Source organism: Glycomyces rhizosphaerae, assembly GCF_042647865.1.
GTDB classification, from domain to species: Bacteria; Actinomycetota; Actinomycetes; order Mycobacteriales; family Micromonosporaceae; genus Glycomyces; species Glycomyces rhizosphaerae.
This window is the reverse complement of the sequence record NZ_JBHRWO010000004.1, coordinates 683,736-699,216: the sequence shown is the minus strand read 5'-3', so window position 1 is coordinate 699,216 and position 15,481 is coordinate 683,736. Positions and strand designations below refer to the sequence as shown.

Below are 15,481 nucleotides of genomic sequence, written 5' to 3'. Positions count from 1 at the left end.
CCAGTTCACCGGGTATCGGGGCGAAACAGCGCGGACCGCTTCGGGGTGACCGTCCGGGTACGCTGAACGACGCGGACCAGTGCGGGTCCACCGTCCCTGGCCCGCATCGCGGTCCAGAGTGGAAAGCGGTGGTGATGGACGAGCACGACGGCGCTTTCGGCGATGCACTCGGCCGACGCGGTCGCCTGCACGGCCGCCTCCTCCAGGTCCTGGGCGCGGTCTCGGTGATCGCCGCCGCGATCGCCCTGTGGCAGTTCGATGTGTTCGGCGGCGATCCCGAGCCCGACACGGTCGGCACGGTAGAGGGTCTGGAGACGCCGTCGATCCCGGACGGCACGGTTACCGAGGGCGCGACGGACTCGGCGCAGGCCTCGAGCTCGGCCGGCGAGTCCGCTTCGGAGTCGAACGCTGCGGCGACGAGTGCCGAACCGTCGAGCGAGACCTCGAATCCGTTGCCGCCGAGCGATACGACGGCACCGGAGGAGGAGGCGGCCACTCCGGCCGACTCGGGCTGCACCGCGAGCCTCGCCCTCCAGAATGAGTGGGAGGGCTCGATCGAGGTTTCCGTGGAGGTGGTCAACACCGGCGGCGAAGCGCTCGAGTCCTGGGAGCTCGACCTCGATCTCGATGGCGCGGAGATCTACAACTACTGGAACATGCGGGACCTCGGCGACGGCCGGTACGGCAGCGAGGGCTGGAACGCCCGCCTCGATCCGGACGAGAACGCGATCGCGGGATTCCAGGCGCAGACCGACGACGACCTCGACCTTCCCGATTCGGTGCCGTGCACGGCACGATCCTGAACGGCTTCAACGCGAAGCGTCGAGTAGGAGCTTCGCAGCCACGGTCGCACCGTCGGTGCGGAGCGTCGCGGCCGTCTCGATCGCGCGCTCGCGGATGGCCGGGGCGAGGGCGGTTTCGATTGCGGCCGTGAGCGACCTGGTGCTGAGGTTCGGGCCCATGTGCGCGGTGCCGATGCCGAGTTCGGCGACGCGACGGGCCCAGTAGGGCTGGTCCACGATCTGCGGGACGACCACTTGGGGCGCACCGGCGATCGCGGCGGTGGCGGTCGTGCCCGCGCCGCCGTGGTGCACGACGGCGGCTACTCGCTTGAACAACGCCTGGTGGTTGACCTCGTCGACGGCGATGCAGTCGTCGCGGTCGTCGATGAGGTCAAGGCCGGCCCAGCCGCTGGCAAGGATGACGCGGCGGCCCTGCCTGCGGGCGGCCCCGATGGCGACGCGTGCGGCGCTCGCCTTGGGGTGCAATGGAATACTGCCGAATCCGATATAGACCGGTGGCGGACCGGCTTCGAGGAATGCCTCGAGTTCGGTGGGGAGGGGGCGTGTGTCGGGCAGGAGCCAGGTACCGGTCTGGACGACGTCGAAGTCGGCGGGATGCCACGGGCTCACCACCGGGTCGGTCGCGAGCCAGGGGCGGTCGGTGAAGATCTGGTCGCGGACGTTCACCAAGGGCGGCAGGCCTATCGAGTCGCGATGGTGGTTGACGGGCTCGCCGAACAGTGCGTGCATGCTGGCGGCGTCGTGGGACCAGAGGGCCCGGTTGTCGGTCGTGCCGGGCGGGAGGGGCCGACCCAGTCGCTCAGGCGGCGGGTGGTGCAGCGACGGCAGCAGCGTCGGCTGGAGACTCACATGGTGGTACCGGAGGCCGAGCGCGTCGGCGGCGGTCCGAGCTGCGGCCGCGACGGGGAACATGCCGGTCGCGACGATGGCGTCGCATCCTGCTGCGGCCGTGGTGATCCGGTCGAAGTGCTGGGCGATGATCGCGGCGGTCCGATCGGCGAAGTCCCCCGCTGGAGGAGCCTCGGCCCCGGTCACCACGGGGCGCACGGCCTGTCCGGCCGGGACCATGGGTACAGCGGCGTCTGCGAGCAGCCGGGCGAACTCGGCATCGGGTGGGGCGCACACCAGCGCTTCAGCGCCGAGCGCGCGCAGGCTGACCGCGAGCGCGGCCATCGGCTCGATGTCGCCGCGCGACCCGTAGGCCGAGAGCAGGACCCGCATCGCTCCCCCGTTCGATAGGTCGGCCCGTGGGCCGCCCATTCTGCGACGCGTGCGCAACACAGGCCCGACCGTTCGGGGTACGGCTCGGCCAGCTTGACTCCGAGATCGAGGTCGATCGCCTCCTCGTCGACGCCGTCGATCCGCTCGACGCCAACGCGGCCCTGATCGACGAGTACCTGGTCAGTACGTCGCGGTGAGGGTCTTCGTCTCGCCGTCGACCCGAACTGTTCCGCCGTAGGGAATCACGAGCTGAGGGTCGGTGTGTCCGAAGTCGACACCGAGGACGGCGGGCGTGCCCGGCACGTACTCGTCGAGCACGCGCAGGACCGCTTCCCGCTGCTCGGAACGGAACCGGTCGGCATCGGAGGCGTCGAGGCGACGGTCCAAGCTCGATGACTTCGGCCGTCCCATCAGGAACGCCGAACACCGTTGCAGAAGACCGCGTTCGCCGATCGAGCGCAGGACGCGGTACACGTCGGTCGCGCTCGGCATCTCCTCCGAAGTCTCGAAGAACAGCACCGCGCCGTCGAACCGGTCGGGTTCTGGAATGCACCGGTCGGCCATGAGCAGCCAGGAGACGACCTCGAGGGACCCGCCCCAGGCCCGGCCTTCCACCGCCGGACCCGGGTTGCGCCATTCCCAGGCGGGGGCCTCGCGCATCACAGGCGGGCGTTCGAATGTGGCCGGGTCGGCCCAGTCCCCCGACGTCTCGCCGAACCCCGCGGGCTCGGCGAGGAGGAACGGGCCGGGCTCGAAGAGCGCCGCCCGCAAGGAGGCCTCGGTCGCCGGGTGCATCGAACCCGGCCTGCCGAACGCGGTCATGACCGCGCCGCCGTGGAACGAGACGATCCCGGTTTCGGCGAGGAACGCCAGCAGGTTCGTGCAGTCACTGAACCCGAAGAACGGCTTCGGATTCGCCGCGATCAGGTCCCGGTCGAGATGCGGGAGCACCGTGATCTGGTCGTCCCCGCCGACGCTGCTGATGACGGCCTTCACGGACGGGTCGGCGAACGCCGCGTGCAGGTCCGCCGCCCGATCGGCCGGGCTCGCGCCCATTCTGCGCGTGGTCGGGTACTCCACGGGCACCAGCCCGAACGACTCGGTCAGGCGGCGCAGGCCGAGTTCATACGGCAGTGGCAGCACGGCCGGGAGCCCCGACGAGGGCGAGACGATCGCGACACGGTCGCCCGGCACCGGCTTCGGCGGATACAGCGGCATCGCGCCAGGCTACCGGTGCGGTCGTCCCGCGGTATCCGATACCGCCGGTTGCGGGTGTGGAGTAGATTGTCGCCCATGATGTTCAACGAAACGAGCACTTCAGGTTCATGACGCGGTCCGGCGAGCGCAGTGCGCTCGAACCCGACCTCGTCGCTGTTCTCCAACGCATCCGCGACCTCAGCGGTCGCTTCCCCGAAGGCCCGCTCCCCCAAGCGGAAGTCCAGGACCTTCGCGAATCCATCGAGCAGCCCCGGCCGGGCGGCCGGGCGCTGTGGCAGGATCGGCTCCCCCCAACCCGCGAGAACTTCAAGGATCGCCAGCGGGATCGGGAAGCCGCCGAGGCGGAGCTGGCCGAAATGGTGCGGTCGGCTGCCTCCTGTTCGGACACCGATCTCGCACGGCTCACGGAACAACTCCGTGGACTCCTGAACGACCAACGCCTCCGGCTCGATCCCAAATCGATCGACCTCGGGTTGCGGGACGACCAGGCACGGACCATCGCACTCCGCCTGCTCCGCACCGGCGTCACCGGCACCGAAGTGCGCGTGGGCCTCCAGCTCCTTGCATGGTCCGGTGAGCCGGGCGACACCGACCTGATCGGCACCTTCGCGCTGCTCGGTCGCAACTACAGGTCCATCGCGCTGAGGGCCCTCAAACGGCTGGGACTCGGAACTCCGGGCCTGTTCGCCCTCGCCAATCGAGTGCCGCTCAGGGAGCGTCATCCGTTCGCGGTAACGCTCGGCGCAGCGCCGATTGCCGACATCAACGCCCTCGTGGCGGCGCTTTCGGTCGGCGACGCGATCACACTCCTGCGGATGACCGAGGACTTCCAGGGCACGCCCGAATGGATCCGAGGAAACGAGCGCCTCGCTGCAGCGGTGGTCGCCGCCGCCGAGAACCCGCTGCTCATGGGTGATGGCCCGCAGACGCCGGTCTCGATGGTGTGGCTGCGCGACGGGATCCGGTACGGCCCGTGCGCCCTGCTCGGATACTCCCCCGGCCAGCGCCGGCAGGCTATCGAACGGCTCGGGGCGTGGCTGTCCGCGCCCTGCACTCTGGAGGCGGTCAAGGCGGAGGTGGCGCGGCGCCCCGGGGACAGCCAGGCGATCTGGTTGCACCATCAGGTCATTGAAGCTCAACGGGATCGGTCCGGGGATTTCCCGGAGGGACTGGCGATCCGGATCGCGGTGCCGCAGCCCGGCTCCCCCGGGGACGTGCGGACGCACCTGCTCATCGACGGCGTGCCGCTCGAGCCGCGTTCCTTCGGCATGGGGATGCCGAGAATTCCGGAACGGTTCCAAGGCGCTGAGGACGGTCTTCAAGCCACCGCGGAATCCCGGGAGGTTGTTCTCGCCGAGGCCGATTGCACCGAAGGCTGCTGCGGTGCGTTGCGGGCGCGGATCCGGCGGGTCGAGGCGCGCGGGCGTGTCGAGTGGGAGGTCTGGCGTACCCGTGGCGCGCAGGGGGACCCGGAGCGCTTCAGCTTCGACGCCGCCGCGTACGACACGGAGGTCGCCCGGGCCGCGAGTGACTTCGCGTGGGAGTGGCCTGCCCGTCGCGTCGCGAGGCTGCTGCGTGAGCGGATGGAGGCCGAGCCGGGGCTCATGTCCCGTTGGGAGTGCCGGTTCGGTTCCGCCGACTCGTGGAACCGCGAGCGCTCGGTGCTCAGGCTGCATTTCGCCCATCCGGAGGTGCCTTCGCCTTCATCGGATCGGCCGTGGCTTCAGTTCGAGTACAAGGTCGAGGTACCGGATGCGGCGATTGTGGACGATGACGCGGTCACCGCGATCGTCGATCGGATCGTGCAGCGGTTCAGGGATGCCGACCCGAAGCGGTTCGCGAGGGTGATCGGCGGCTCGCGAGAGCTCGCCGAGTCCTTGGGCATTCCCTGGTAGCAATGCCGGCCGGTGTCGGCGGTTCGGGTGCGAACCGCCGGCGTCGGTCGGCGTCCGATTTGGAGAAGGTGCGGTCGGGGTGTTGCGGGGCCGGTCGTCGGTTATGTAAATTGAAGAAATTAAATATGTTGGAGTCTCGATTCTAGGCGGGCGGCGCCCGCCGTCCGCCGGTCGCGACCCGCACCCTCAGAACAGGAAGCACCATGACCTCCTCCCCCATCCCGAGTGCCCTGCACAGGCATAGACGCCTCGTGCTGGCGCTCGCCGTCCTCCTCGCAGGCGCCCTGGCGGCCAGTTCGCTGGCCTTCTGGCAGAGCGCCAAAGCCCAGGCCTTCGAAGTCGGCACCTGGTACAACCTCGAGTCCCGCCACTCGGGTCTCGTCATGGGCATCCGCGCGGCCTCGACCGACAGCGGCGCCGAAGCGGTCCAATGGGCGAGCAACGGCTCGTACGACCAGCAGTTCCGGTTCGTCGACTCAGGCGGCGGCTACTACCGTATTCAGGCCCGGCACTCGAATAAGGTCCTCGACGTCGAGAACGGCAGCACCGCGGACGGCGCCAAGATCCAGCAGTGGGGCGACGCCAACAGCACCAACCAGCAGTGGAGCATTCAGGAGAGCGGCGGCTACGCCACGTTCGTCAACCGCGCCACGGGCAAGGCCCTCGACGTCTGGGAGTGGTCGACCGCCAACGGCGGCAGGATCTCCCAGTTCTCGCCCACCGGCGCCACGAACCAACAGTGGGAGCTCGTCCCCGTCGGCGGCTCGGGTCCGCCCGCGGGCGTCGACGTCCTCGACGGCTTCGGCGAAGGCACCACCGGCGGGCAGGGCGGCACCACCGTCACCGTCACCACGCAGGCCGACCTCGAGCGCTACGCGGCCTCCTCCGGGGCTTACACCATCAAGGTCGCGGGCACGATCAACATGAGCCCCAAGGGCAGAGAGGTCCCCGTCTCCTCGAACAAGACGATCATCGGCGTCGGCACCGCGGGCCAGATCGTCGGCGGCGGCTTCTTCCTCGGCGACGCCACGAGCAACGTCATCATCCGGAACCTCACCATCCGCGACACGAAGATGGCCGACGACGACCCCGGCGACGACATGTACGACTACGACGCCATCCAGATGGACGGCGCCGACCGCGTCTGGATCGACCACAACCGCCTCGCCGACATGAACGACGGCCTCATCGACTCTCGAAAGGACACCACGAACCTCACCGTCTCATGGAACCAGCTGGGCCCCAACAACAAGACGTTCGGCATCGGCTGGACCGAGAACGTCACCGCCCGGATCACCATCCACCACAACTGGTTCCAGGGCACGAACTCGCGCAACCCGAGCACCGACAACGTGGCCTACGCGCACCTGTACAACAACTACCTGCAGGGCGTCACCGGCTACGGCAACTACTCGCGGGGCCAGACCAAGATGGTCCTGGAGAACTCCTACTTCCAGAACGTCAAGGACCCGTACTACGCGGACACGACCGCGCAGCTGCGCCAGAGCGGCAGCATCTGCTCCGGCTGCACCGGAAGGCAGGAGACCCGCGGCTCGGCCTTCAACCCGTCCGATTTCTACTCCTACACGCTGAACTCGGCCTCGGAGCTCCCCGGGCTCCTCGGCACCTACTCCGGTCCCCAGTCCTGGCTCGGCGTTTAGCGACGAGGTCCCTGGGGGCCGCTCGGCCTCCAGGGACCCGAAATCGTGCTCGGCCCGGGGGTTCAGAGGGTACGCAGCATGTCCTGCAGGGCGGCGTTGAACTCTTGCGGGCGTTCCATGTTGGGGTAGTGGGCGGTGCCGTCGATCGTGGTCGTCGTGCCGGTGCCCACGATGTTGACGAGGCGTTCGGCCATCTCGAGGTGGTCGGGCGAGTCGACGGCGCCGTTGATGGCGTGGACGGGGACGCCGATCTGCGCCGCGCGGGCCCAGGTGTCGGGTGACGGGAGCATCCATTTCGGTTCGCCGGCGGTGTGCTTGGCGAAGGAGCCTCTGAGCATCTCGTAGAGTCGCCGCACGACTTCGGGGTCGACGTCTTCGAGCGTGCGGCTCGGCCCGGAGGTGAACCGCATGAAGATCTCGATCGCGGTTTCGGCTGCGCCCGAGGCGATCGCGGTGCCGAAGTCCTCGAGTACCTTGATCGTCCAGGGGTCGGCGAAGTGGGATTCGAAGGTGCCGGCGCCGCTGACGATGACGGCCTCGACGAGTTCGGGATGGTCCATGGCGACGTCGATCGCGATGCCGCCGCCCATGGACAGTCCTACTAGGACCGCAGGCCCGGTGTCGAGGTGACGCAGGATCGCGGCGAGGTCGTCGCCGTGGCGGAAGGGGCCGCTCGCGTTGGCGGAACGGCCGTGGCCGCGGGCGTCATGCGCGATGACGCGGTGATCGCGTGCGAAGACCGGGATCTGGTCGTCCCACATGCGGTGGTCGAGGAAGCCGCCGTGAACGAAGACGAGCGGGCGGCCGGATCCGGTGTCGCGCCAGAACAAATCCTTCATGTCCACCAAGATGCCACATACCGGCCGGCGCCGAGGGCCTCGCAGCGGCGTCGTGTGCCTGTAGGTTTGGCGGCGATGAACTGGTTCTGGAGTGTGGTCGTCGGCTGCGCGGTGAGCATCCTCGTGGTCTGGCTGATCCTGATCGCGGTCATGATGACGACCGGCCGCCGCTTCGACCGTGCTGCGCTGCAGGAGGTCCTGCGGCTCCTGCCCGATCTGCTGCGCCTGCTGGGGCGTTTGGCGACCGACCGGCAGGTCCCGTTGGGCGTGCGGGTGCGCCTGTGGCTGCTGCTGGCCTATCTCGCCTCGCCGATCGATCTCGTCCCCGACTTCATTCCCGTGATCGGCTACGCCGACGACGCCGTGATCACCGCCGTCGTGCTGCGCTCGGTGGTGCGCGGGGCGGGACCGGACGTGCTGGAGCGCCATTGGCCCGGCACCGACGAGGGCCTCGCCGCCGTCCTTCGCGCCGTGGGCGTCCGCGACCGCTGACGACGCGCTATCCCGGGCGGCCGAAGCGGACAGCGACGCCCGGCGAGTACAGCACGCTGACCGGATCACCCGAGACGTTCGGCAACCCTGCCGCAGCGATCAAGTTCTCCTCGCATTCGATGAGTTCGGCCCGGTGCAGCGGCCAGCGCGGGTGGGCGTTGGGGAGGTACCGGAGTCGCCCGGAGACGGTGTGGTGCAGTCCCCAGCGGGCGGTGAGGAAGTGCTCGAGTTCAGTTGGGGCCGTGAGGGGTTCGCCGATGCGTACGGTGATGCGGCTGTGTGCGACTCGGGGTCCGGGCCAGCGTCGGGTGCCGGTGTAGGTGCGGATCGCTCCGTCGGCACGGATGTCCATTTGCGACCACGCGTAGGGCAGTCGGAAGCCGTTGCGCGCGGCGAGCACCGGTAGGAGGCGGGCGGCGTCGAGGGATCGGAAGACCACGCCGCGGCGGCCTTGTTCGTCCACTGAGTAGAGGCGGACGTTGGTCTCGGGGAAGGTGCCGAGGTAGGGGATGCCGGGGAGGCGGAACCATCCGACGCGGTGCATGCGGAAGGGGACGAGGCCTACATAGGTGACGCCGTTGAGGGTGTCGGGCACGGTGCCGGCGGGTAGGAGGGGCGCGACGTCCTCGGGTGCGACCGTCCAGTGGAGGAACGCCAGGTCGAGCCAGGACTGCGTGAGCAGCGGGCGGGTGATCAGCGCCGGCGGGTCGGGGGTGATGGGCTCGGGAGGCGGCGCGTTGGTGGGCACCGGTCCAGCATCGCAGTGCCGCGGCGGTGTTCGTCGGCGCGCCACCTCCCTGACCGGTCAGTTGTCGGCGACCGCTCGGCCGACGCTGACGTGGAGGACCGCGTCGGCGCCGTCCAGGAGCGCCTGTTCGAGGGGGAAGGGCCCTTGCTGGGACGTCGTGTCGGTGCGTTCGACGGCCGGGTCGAGGGTGTCGGCCGCGATCAGGCCCCAGGTGTCGAACCGTTCCTGCAGTCGGCCTTCGTGGGTTCCGGGGTCGGGTGCCTGGAGGCCGATGCCGTCGCTGCGGCCGAGGCTGCCGGCGATGAACGCGTACCGGTCGCCGAGCAGGGACGCGAGGATGGCTCCGGTGCCGGACCAGGTGAGGGCCATGTGTCCCATGGTCATGCGGCTCGGGTTGCGCTGGAGGTGGATGTTGTGGCCGTAGACGAGGGTCGGGCCGCGGTCGGCTTCGTGGTCGCGGATGTCGAGGAGGTTCTGGGCCATGATGGAGTCGCGGACGGCGCTGAGGCGGCTCCATCGTTCGCTGTCTTGGCCGGGCTGCGCGGCCTGCCGGTGGTAGCGCAGGAGGCCGAGTCCGGTGGTGGCGTGGATGCGGGCCCGGTCCCATTGGGCGCGTGAGGTGGCGGCGATGAGTTCGGGTGCGCGGGCGTAGAGCTCGGTGAGCATGTCGTCGGCGATCGCCCGCAGCCGCAGGGCTTCGGGGGTGTCGCCGGGCGACTGGGCCGGATCGGTGACGGCTTCCATGCGGCTCCAGCGTTCGTCGTCGCCGGCGAGGCTTGCGAGATCGAGGCCGAGGCCGAGGTAGTCGCGGGTTTCGGTGAGGTAGCGGCGGGGGCTTTCGGCGGTGAACTCGAACGGGGCGTCGATGCCGTGGAACGAGATCCGTTCGGCCGGGGGTCGGTCGGCGTTGTACTCGCGCATCCAGGCGACGAGTTCCCGGTTGGCGGGGAAGGCGCCGAAGCCGTGCGAGAAGCCGTCGCTCATCGCCGAGTCGAGACTGCCTTCGCCGTCGCGGACGAAGTCGTCGACGGCGAACGCGGCCACCCGGTCGGATTCGAGCGCGATCGAGCGGAACCCGCGCTCGACCAGTCGGGGGAACAGTTCGTTGCGGATCTCGGCGAAGGCCGGCTCCCGGTGGTCGGGCTCGCCGAGTGCCACGAGGTCGTGCGAGTCGTTGACGAAGGTGCGGATGTCTTGAGTCATGGCCTCAAACGTATCGTTGAAAGATCGGTTGACACTTGCACGCGGTTCTGGCTCTGTGGGCTGTGATAAAGCTTCAATCGGAGGTGAGTGCCCGGTCGGCGTCTCGGATGAGCCGTGGGGTTGTCGGACCCTTGGCTTAGGGTCGGGGTCATGACGGTGGACTGGAAAGCGGAGATCCTCGGGCAGATGGAGTTCTATTGGGATGCCCACCTTCGGCCGAGGCTGGAGGGGCTGACCGATGCCGAGTACTTCTGGGAGCCGGTCGACGGCTGCTGGAGCCTCAGACCCGATGCCGAGGGCGTGTTGCGGATGGACGGGGCCGATCCCGCTCCCGAGCCACCGCCGGTGACCACGATCGCCTGGCGCATGTTCCACATAGGACGTGACATTTTCGGGGTTCGCGCCCGCGCCTTCTTCGGCCCCCATGAAGGGCTGGAGGAGGCCCAGATGTGGGACCTGCGCCTCTGGCCCGACCCGCCGCCCGCCACTGCGGCCGACGCGATCGCCATGCTCGAGCAGACCTATGCGCACTGGCGCGAGAACGTGAGCGGTCTTGACGCCGAGGAGATCCAGGAACCGTTGGGCCCCAAGGGCTCCTGGTTCGCGGAAGCCCCGATGGCGAGGCTCGTGCTGCACCTCAACCGCGAGCTCATGGCCCACGGCGCGGAGATCTGCCTCCTGCGGGACCTTTACCGCGCGAAGGGACTCGGCGCCGAGGTCGGGCGCTAGCCTGTCTGCAGGCCGAAGCCGAGTGGGAACAGCGGATCGTAGATCGGGTCGCCGGCGTTCATCGGCTCCTGGTCGTTCGAGCGGGTCCAGGTGACCGGGAGTCGGCCGCCGTAAGGGGTGCCGCCGAAGAGCGGGTCGGCGACGCCGGCGCCTTCGCTGCCCGGAAGCCAGGCGGCGACGAGGGCGTCGACCTCGGCGAGGTGCGAGGTGAGCTCGATCGGGCGGCCGGAGACGACGATGACCACGCATGCGACGGCGGCGCAGACGGTGTCGACCGCGGCTGCGTCCGCTTCGGACAGTCGCATGTCGTGCTCCCCCGCTCCCGCGTCGCCGATGCCTTCCGCGTAGGGGTCTTCGGCGACGACGACGATCCCGACATCGGCGCCTCCGATCGGTTCGGTCGCTTTCTCGCTGTAGGTGATCGCGGCATTCGGGGCGACTTCCTCGATACCCGCGAGGATGCTCGTGCCCTCGGTGACGGCATCGACGGTGCCCTGCCAGGAGGCGGTCCAGCCGCCCATCTGGCGGCCGAGGGAGTCGGCGCCGGAACCGGCGAGGTAGATCGCCTCGTCGCCGGCGAGCGGGAGGAGGTCGTCGTCGTTGCGCAGCAGGGTCTGCGAGGCGGCCGCGGCATGGCGGGCGACTGCGCGGTGCTCGTCCGAGCCGATGTCGGCCGCGCCCGTGGTGTCGACGAAGGGCGCTTCGAACAGGCCGAGGGCGAACTTCTGCGTGAGGATGCGGGAGACGGCGTCGTCGATGCGTTCCTCGCTCACGCCCCCGGAGTCCACTTCGGCCAGGAGCGTGTCGATGAACCGGCGGTATTCGAAGGGCACCATGACCATGTCGATCCCGGCGTTGATCGCGGTGCGCACCGCTTTGGCGTAGTCGCCGTCGATCTGGTCCACGCCCTGCCAGTCGGAGACGACGAAGCCGTCGAAACCGAGCTCTCCCTTGAGGACGTCGTTGATGAGGTAGGAGTCGGCGTGGGCCTTCACCGGGCCGTCGCCGAGATCGGTGGAGGAGAAAGAGGCCATCACCGAACCGACGCCCGCGTCCACCGCGGCTTTGAAGGGCGCCAGGTGGATCGCGCGGAGTGCTTCTTCGGTGAGGGTGGTGACGCCCTGGTCGAGGAGGTAGTGCTCGGTGGTCGAGGTGCCGTAGGCGGTGCCGCCGTCCCCGGCGTAGTGCTTCGCGGTCGCCAGGACGCTGGTGTTCGCTGCCAAGTCCTCGCCCTGGTAGCCCTCGACGACGGGCCCGGCGTAGTCGACGGCCAGGCCCGGGTCCTCGCCGAAGGACTCGTACGTGCGGCCCCAGCGGCTGTCGCGGGCGACGCACACACACGGCGCGAAGGTCCAGTGGACGCCCGTCGCGCGCGTCTCGGCGGCGGTGATCGCGGCGGCCTGCGCGGCGAGGCCCGGGTCGTGAGCGGCGCCGAGGCCGATGTTGTGCGGGAAGATCACGGCCCCGGGGAGGGCGCCGTTGCCGTGGACGGCGTCGATGCCGTAGACGAGCGGGATGCCCAGGCGGGAATCGGTGGCTTCGCGCTGGAAGCCGTCGATCATCTCGGCCCAGGCCTCGGGCGTGTCGTGCAGGGCGTCCGATCCGCCGTTGAGCAGCGAGCCGATGCCGAGGTTGCGAATATCGGACGGAACGCCTTCGATCGCTGGCACGGCGACCTGCGTCATCTGGCCGATCTTCTCCTCGATCGTCATGCGGCCCAGGAGGTCTTCGACGCGCTCGGCGATTGGGGCCTCAGAGTCGAGATAGGACGAGTCGCCCTCGTCGCCGGGGACGACGATGAGCACGGTGATCACGGCGGCGGCGAGCGCGGCGGCCAGGGCGGTCCAAAGGACCACCGGGCGGCGGAAGAGTGCGGGCATGGGTGCGCCCATGGAGCGGACTCCTTGAGGGGTGAGCGATCGACTACGGCCCCAACCTGGTTCGACTGTAGTGGAAGAGCGCTCCCATGTCCAGAGGCACAGCCAGAGGCGGCTGGAAGGCGAGTAACGGCCGCTCGGGCAGTTGCCTGCGCGATCATCCCCTGTTATGTTGGGTCTCCAAACTAACCCTTCGACGGTCGTCCCGATACCTCTCACGACCCCTTCCCCTAGGAGCACACGTGCGACGACGCACATTCACCGCTTCGCTCGGCGCCGCCGCGGTGGCCGCCGCTGCCGTTCCCGCCCACGCCTCCGCCAAGACCTCAGCCAGCTGCGAGGACGCCTACACCTGGCGCAACGCCGTGGTCAACGGCGGCGGGTACGTCCCCGGCATCGTCTTCAACGAGACCGAGGCCGACCTCATCTACGCCCGCACCGACATCGGCGGCCTCTACCGCTGGCAGGAGCCGACCCAGACCTGGCTGCCGCTGCTCGACTGGGTGGGCTGGGACGAATGGGGCTGGACCGGCGTCGTCTCGGTCGCCACCGACCCGGTCGAGACCGACCGCGTCTACGCCGCCGTCGGGACCTACACGAACGACTGGGACCCCACCAACGGCGCGGTCCTCTACTCCGACGACCGCGGCGCGACCTGGGGCGCGGCCGAGCTCCCGTTCAAGCAGGGCGGCAACATGCCCGGCCGCGGGATGGGCGAACGCCTCGCCGTCGACCCGACCGACAACGCCGTGGTCTATCTCGGCACCCCGAACGGCAACGGCCTCTGGCGCTCCGTCGACCACGGCCGCACCTGGGCGAAGGTCGAGGCGTTCCCCAACGCCGGGAACTTCGTGCAGGACCCCGGCAGCGACTACTCCGACGACAACCAGGGCGTCATCTGGGTCGAGTTCGACCAGACCGGCGGCCGGATCTTCGTCGGCGTCGCCGACCCCGCCGACCCGCTCTACGTCTCCGAAGACCGCGGCCAGACCTGGCAGCCCGTGCCCGGCGCCGCCGCAATCGGCGCGGTGGACGGCAACCGGGCCATCCCGAAGCAGGCCGCGATCGACCACGCGAACGGCCACCTCTTCATCGTCACGAGCTGGGATCCCGGCCCCTACAACGGCGCCCCGGCCAGCGGCAAGGGCGGCGCGGTCTGGCGCCTCGACCTCGCCACCGGCGATTGGAAGGACGTGACGCCCACCTACAGCCCGGTCGGCAAGACCCCCGGCTTCGGCGGCATCACCGTCGACCGCCAGCGCCCCGGCACCCTCATGACCGCGACGCAGAACAACTGGTACCCCGACGAGATCATCTACCGCTCCCGGGATTCGGGTGCGACGTGGGAGACGAGCTGGGACTACGCGTGGGACGCGAACTGGTCGTGGCCGCCCGAGCGGACCGACCGGTTCACCATGGACGCTTCCGGGAGCGAGTGGCTCTCGTTCGGGGGCAGTGACGACGGGCCCGCGTACGCGGTCAAGCACGGGTGGATGATCGACGCGCTGTCGATCGACCCGCACAACTCGGACCGGGTCATGTGGGGCACGGGCGCCACGATCTGGGGCACGGAGCAGTTGACGGCCTGGGACGCGCAGGGCGCGCTCCTGGGCTGGGACGACGCGGCCGGGCATCAGGTGGCGCTGCCGATCGAGCCGTTCGCGGTGGCGGTGCGGGCCGATGGCGTGGAAGAGACTGCGGTGCAGGACATCGCGGCGCTCGGCGGCACTTTGGTGTCGGCGACGGGCGACCTCGGCGGGTTCGTGCAGACCGATCTCGGCCGGGCCGGGGTCCAGATCCGCAGGCCCGACTGGTCTTCGGGCCGGGGCGTGGATTTCGCGGCGTTGAACCCGGACGTCGTGGTCGGGACCGGGGACGTGCACGGCGACGTCGACGGGCATGTGGGCGTCTCCACTGACCGCGGCGCGACCTGGCTGACGACGAAGCGCCTCGAAGGCGTTGCGGGCGGGGCGAACGGCGGCACGGTCGCGGTGAGCGCCGATGGCGCGGTGATCGTGTGGACGCCCGGCGACGGGACGACCGCGCCGGTGTTCAGCACCGATCTCGGCCAGACGTGGACACCGGTGGACGGGCTGCCCGCGGGCGCGAAGGTGCGCGCCGACCGGGTCGACCCGAACCGCTTGTACGCCTTCGCTTCCGGTGTGTTCTTCGCGAGCACGAACGGCGGGTTGAGCTTCGCCGAGACGGGCGCGTCGGGCCTGCCGGCGGAGGGCGATGTGGACTTCCGCGCCGTCCCGGGCAAGCGCGGCCACCTGTGGCTGGTCGGCGGCAACACGCCCGCCGAGGTCGATCCGGTGTACGGGATGTGGCGCAGCACCGACGGCGGCAGGTCCTGGAGGCGCATCCGCGATTTCGAGGCGGCGGACGCGGTGGGCTTCGGCAAGGGCCGCCGCCGCGGCTACCCGGCGATCTACACCTCGGCGAAAGCCGGTGGGCAGCGCGGGATCTGGCGGTCGACGGACGAGGGCCAGAGCTGGGCGCGGATCAATGACGACGCCCACCAATGGGCTTGGACCGGGAAGGCGATCTCGGGCGACCCGGAGGTGTACGGCCGCGTGTACATCGCGACGAACGGCCGAGGCTTGATCTACGGCGACATCACCGACTAAACACCCATTGTAGAGCGCTCAGGGGAGCGACCGCGCCGGTCGCGGGGCCACCGTTCGGTCCCGCGGCCGGCGCATGTTCGTTGTGGGGGAAGTGGTTGTGCCGCACGGCGATGGGTTGGAATGAACTGTCGGTTATGCCCGTAACGAACAGGCGATAGGCAACGG

13 protein-coding genes are annotated in these 15,481 nt (G+C 69.6%); 7 read left to right on the top strand and 6 right to left on the bottom strand.

Annotation, left to right across the window (positions count from 1 at the left end; genetic code table 11):
- Nucleotides 1–134: 134 nt before the first annotated feature.
- The gene (locus ACFO8M_RS04150; RefSeq protein WP_387970878.1) at nt 135–803 is read left to right on the top strand and encodes a cellulose binding domain-containing protein; all 669 of its coding nucleotides are present in this window, start codon (nt 135–137) and stop codon (nt 801–803) included.
- A gap of 6 nt (nt 804–809) precedes the next feature.
- Here the strand turns inward: ACFO8M_RS04150 and ACFO8M_RS04145 are convergent, their stop codons facing one another.
- Nucleotides 810–2,024 (bottom strand): glycosyltransferase, encoded by a 1,215-nt coding sequence (locus tag ACFO8M_RS04145; protein ID WP_387970875.1) that lies wholly within the window; start codon nt 2,022–2,024, stop codon nt 810–812.
- A 26-nt stretch (nt 2,025–2,050) separates the two neighbouring features.
- Here ACFO8M_RS04145 and ACFO8M_RS04140 point away from each other — a divergent pair, with 26 nt between their 5' ends.
- Nucleotides 2,051–2,221 carry a hypothetical protein gene (locus tag ACFO8M_RS04140; RefSeq protein WP_387970872.1) on the top strand — a complete coding sequence of 57 codons (171 nt, stop codon included), beginning with the start codon at nt 2,051–2,053 and terminating at the stop codon, nt 2,219–2,221.
- Here ACFO8M_RS04140 and ACFO8M_RS04135 read toward each other — a convergent pair.
- On the bottom strand, nt 2,205–3,242 hold the full coding sequence (locus ACFO8M_RS04135; RefSeq protein ID WP_387970869.1) for a S66 family peptidase: 1,038 nt from the start codon (nt 3,240–3,242) through the stop codon (nt 2,205–2,207). The genes ACFO8M_RS04140 and ACFO8M_RS04135 overlap by 17 nt on opposite strands.
- Nucleotides 3,243–3,787: 545 nt before the next feature.
- On the opposite strand from ACFO8M_RS04135, the gene ACFO8M_RS04130 reads away from it, so the two are divergent.
- Both ACFO8M_RS04130 and ACFO8M_RS04125 read left to right on the top strand, forming a co-directional pair.
- On the top strand, nt 3,788–5,137 hold the full coding sequence (locus ACFO8M_RS04130; RefSeq protein WP_387970867.1) for a hypothetical protein: 1,350 nt from the start codon (nt 3,788–3,790) through the stop codon (nt 5,135–5,137).
- Between the two features lie 203 nt (nt 5,138–5,340).
- Entirely contained in the window at nt 5,341–6,798 is a 1,458-nt protein-coding gene (locus ACFO8M_RS04125) for an RICIN domain-containing protein (RefSeq protein WP_387970864.1), read from the top strand.
- 62 nt (nt 6,799–6,860) lie between these two features.
- Here ACFO8M_RS04125 and ACFO8M_RS04120 read toward each other — a convergent pair whose 3' ends face one another.
- Nucleotides 6,861–7,637, bottom strand: coding sequence for an alpha/beta fold hydrolase (locus ACFO8M_RS04120; protein ID WP_387970862.1), 777 nt, complete (start codon nt 7,635–7,637; stop codon nt 6,861–6,863).
- A 75-nt stretch (nt 7,638–7,712) separates the two neighbouring features.
- Here ACFO8M_RS04120 and ACFO8M_RS04115 point away from each other — a divergent pair, with 75 nt between their 5' ends.
- Nucleotides 7,713–8,129, top strand: coding sequence for a YkvA family protein (locus ACFO8M_RS04115; protein WP_387970860.1), 417 nt, complete (start codon nt 7,713–7,715; stop codon nt 8,127–8,129).
- Between the two features lie 7 nt (nt 8,130–8,136).
- Here the strand turns inward: ACFO8M_RS04115 and ACFO8M_RS04110 are convergent, their stop codons facing one another.
- Both ACFO8M_RS04110 and ACFO8M_RS04105 read right to left on the bottom strand, forming a co-directional pair.
- Nucleotides 8,137–8,877 carry a YqjF family protein gene (locus tag ACFO8M_RS04110; protein WP_387970858.1) on the bottom strand — a complete coding sequence of 247 codons (741 nt, stop codon included), beginning with the start codon at nt 8,875–8,877 and terminating at the stop codon, nt 8,137–8,139.
- Nucleotides 8,878–8,934: 57 nt separating this feature from the next.
- A complete protein-coding gene (locus tag ACFO8M_RS04105) occupies nt 8,935–10,080 on the bottom strand; it encodes an erythromycin esterase family protein (protein WP_387970855.1) in 1,146 nt (381 codons plus the stop codon).
- 150 nt (nt 10,081–10,230) lie between these two features.
- On the opposite strand from ACFO8M_RS04105, the gene ACFO8M_RS04100 reads away from it, so the two are divergent.
- Entirely contained in the window at nt 10,231–10,809 is a 579-nt protein-coding gene (locus ACFO8M_RS04100; protein WP_387970852.1) for a DinB family protein, read from the top strand.
- Here ACFO8M_RS04100 and ACFO8M_RS04095 read toward each other — a convergent pair.
- Nucleotides 10,806–12,701: a glycoside hydrolase family 3 protein gene (locus ACFO8M_RS04095; RefSeq protein ID WP_387970849.1), complete on the bottom strand. Its 1,896-nt coding sequence runs from the start codon at nt 12,699–12,701 to the stop codon at nt 10,806–10,808. The genes ACFO8M_RS04100 and ACFO8M_RS04095 overlap by 4 nt on opposite strands.
- A 227-nt stretch (nt 12,702–12,928) precedes the next feature.
- Between ACFO8M_RS04095 and ACFO8M_RS04090 the strand changes: the two genes are divergently transcribed.
- The gene (locus tag ACFO8M_RS04090; protein WP_387970846.1) at nt 12,929–15,316 is read left to right on the top strand and encodes a xyloglucanase; all 2,388 of its coding nucleotides are present in this window, start codon (nt 12,929–12,931) and stop codon (nt 15,314–15,316) included.
- The last annotated feature ends 165 nt before the right edge of the window (nt 15,317–15,481 follow it).

Bases quoted from the DNA above. Each gene is read 5' to 3' on its own strand.
- ACFO8M_RS04125 (WP_387970864.1), top strand. From the start codon at position 5,341: ATGACCTCCTCCCCCATCCCGAGTGCCCTGCACAGGCATAGACGCCTC.
- ACFO8M_RS04115 (WP_387970860.1), top strand. From the start codon at position 7,713: ATGAACTGGTTCTGGAGTGTGGTCGTCGGCTGCGCGGTGAGCATCCTC.
- ACFO8M_RS04120 (WP_387970862.1), bottom strand. From the start codon at position 7,637: ATGAAGGATTTGTTCTGGCGCGACACCGGATCCGGCCGCCCGCTCGTC.
- ACFO8M_RS04105 (WP_387970855.1), bottom strand. From the start codon at position 10,080: ATGACTCAAGACATCCGCACCTTCGTCAACGACTCGCACGACCTCGTG.
- ACFO8M_RS04100 (WP_387970852.1), top strand. From the start codon at position 10,231: ATGACGGTGGACTGGAAAGCGGAGATCCTCGGGCAGATGGAGTTCTAT.
- ACFO8M_RS04145 (WP_387970875.1), bottom strand. From the start codon at position 2,024: ATGCGGGTCCTGCTCTCGGCCTACGGGTCGCGCGGCGACATCGAGCCG.
- ACFO8M_RS04135 (WP_387970869.1), bottom strand. From the start codon at position 3,242: ATGCCGCTGTATCCGCCGAAGCCGGTGCCGGGCGACCGTGTCGCGATC.
- ACFO8M_RS04095 (WP_387970849.1), bottom strand. From the start codon at position 12,701: ATGGGCGCACCCATGCCCGCACTCTTCCGCCGCCCGGTGGTCCTTTGG.
- ACFO8M_RS04150 (WP_387970878.1), top strand. From the start codon at position 135: ATGGACGAGCACGACGGCGCTTTCGGCGATGCACTCGGCCGACGCGGT.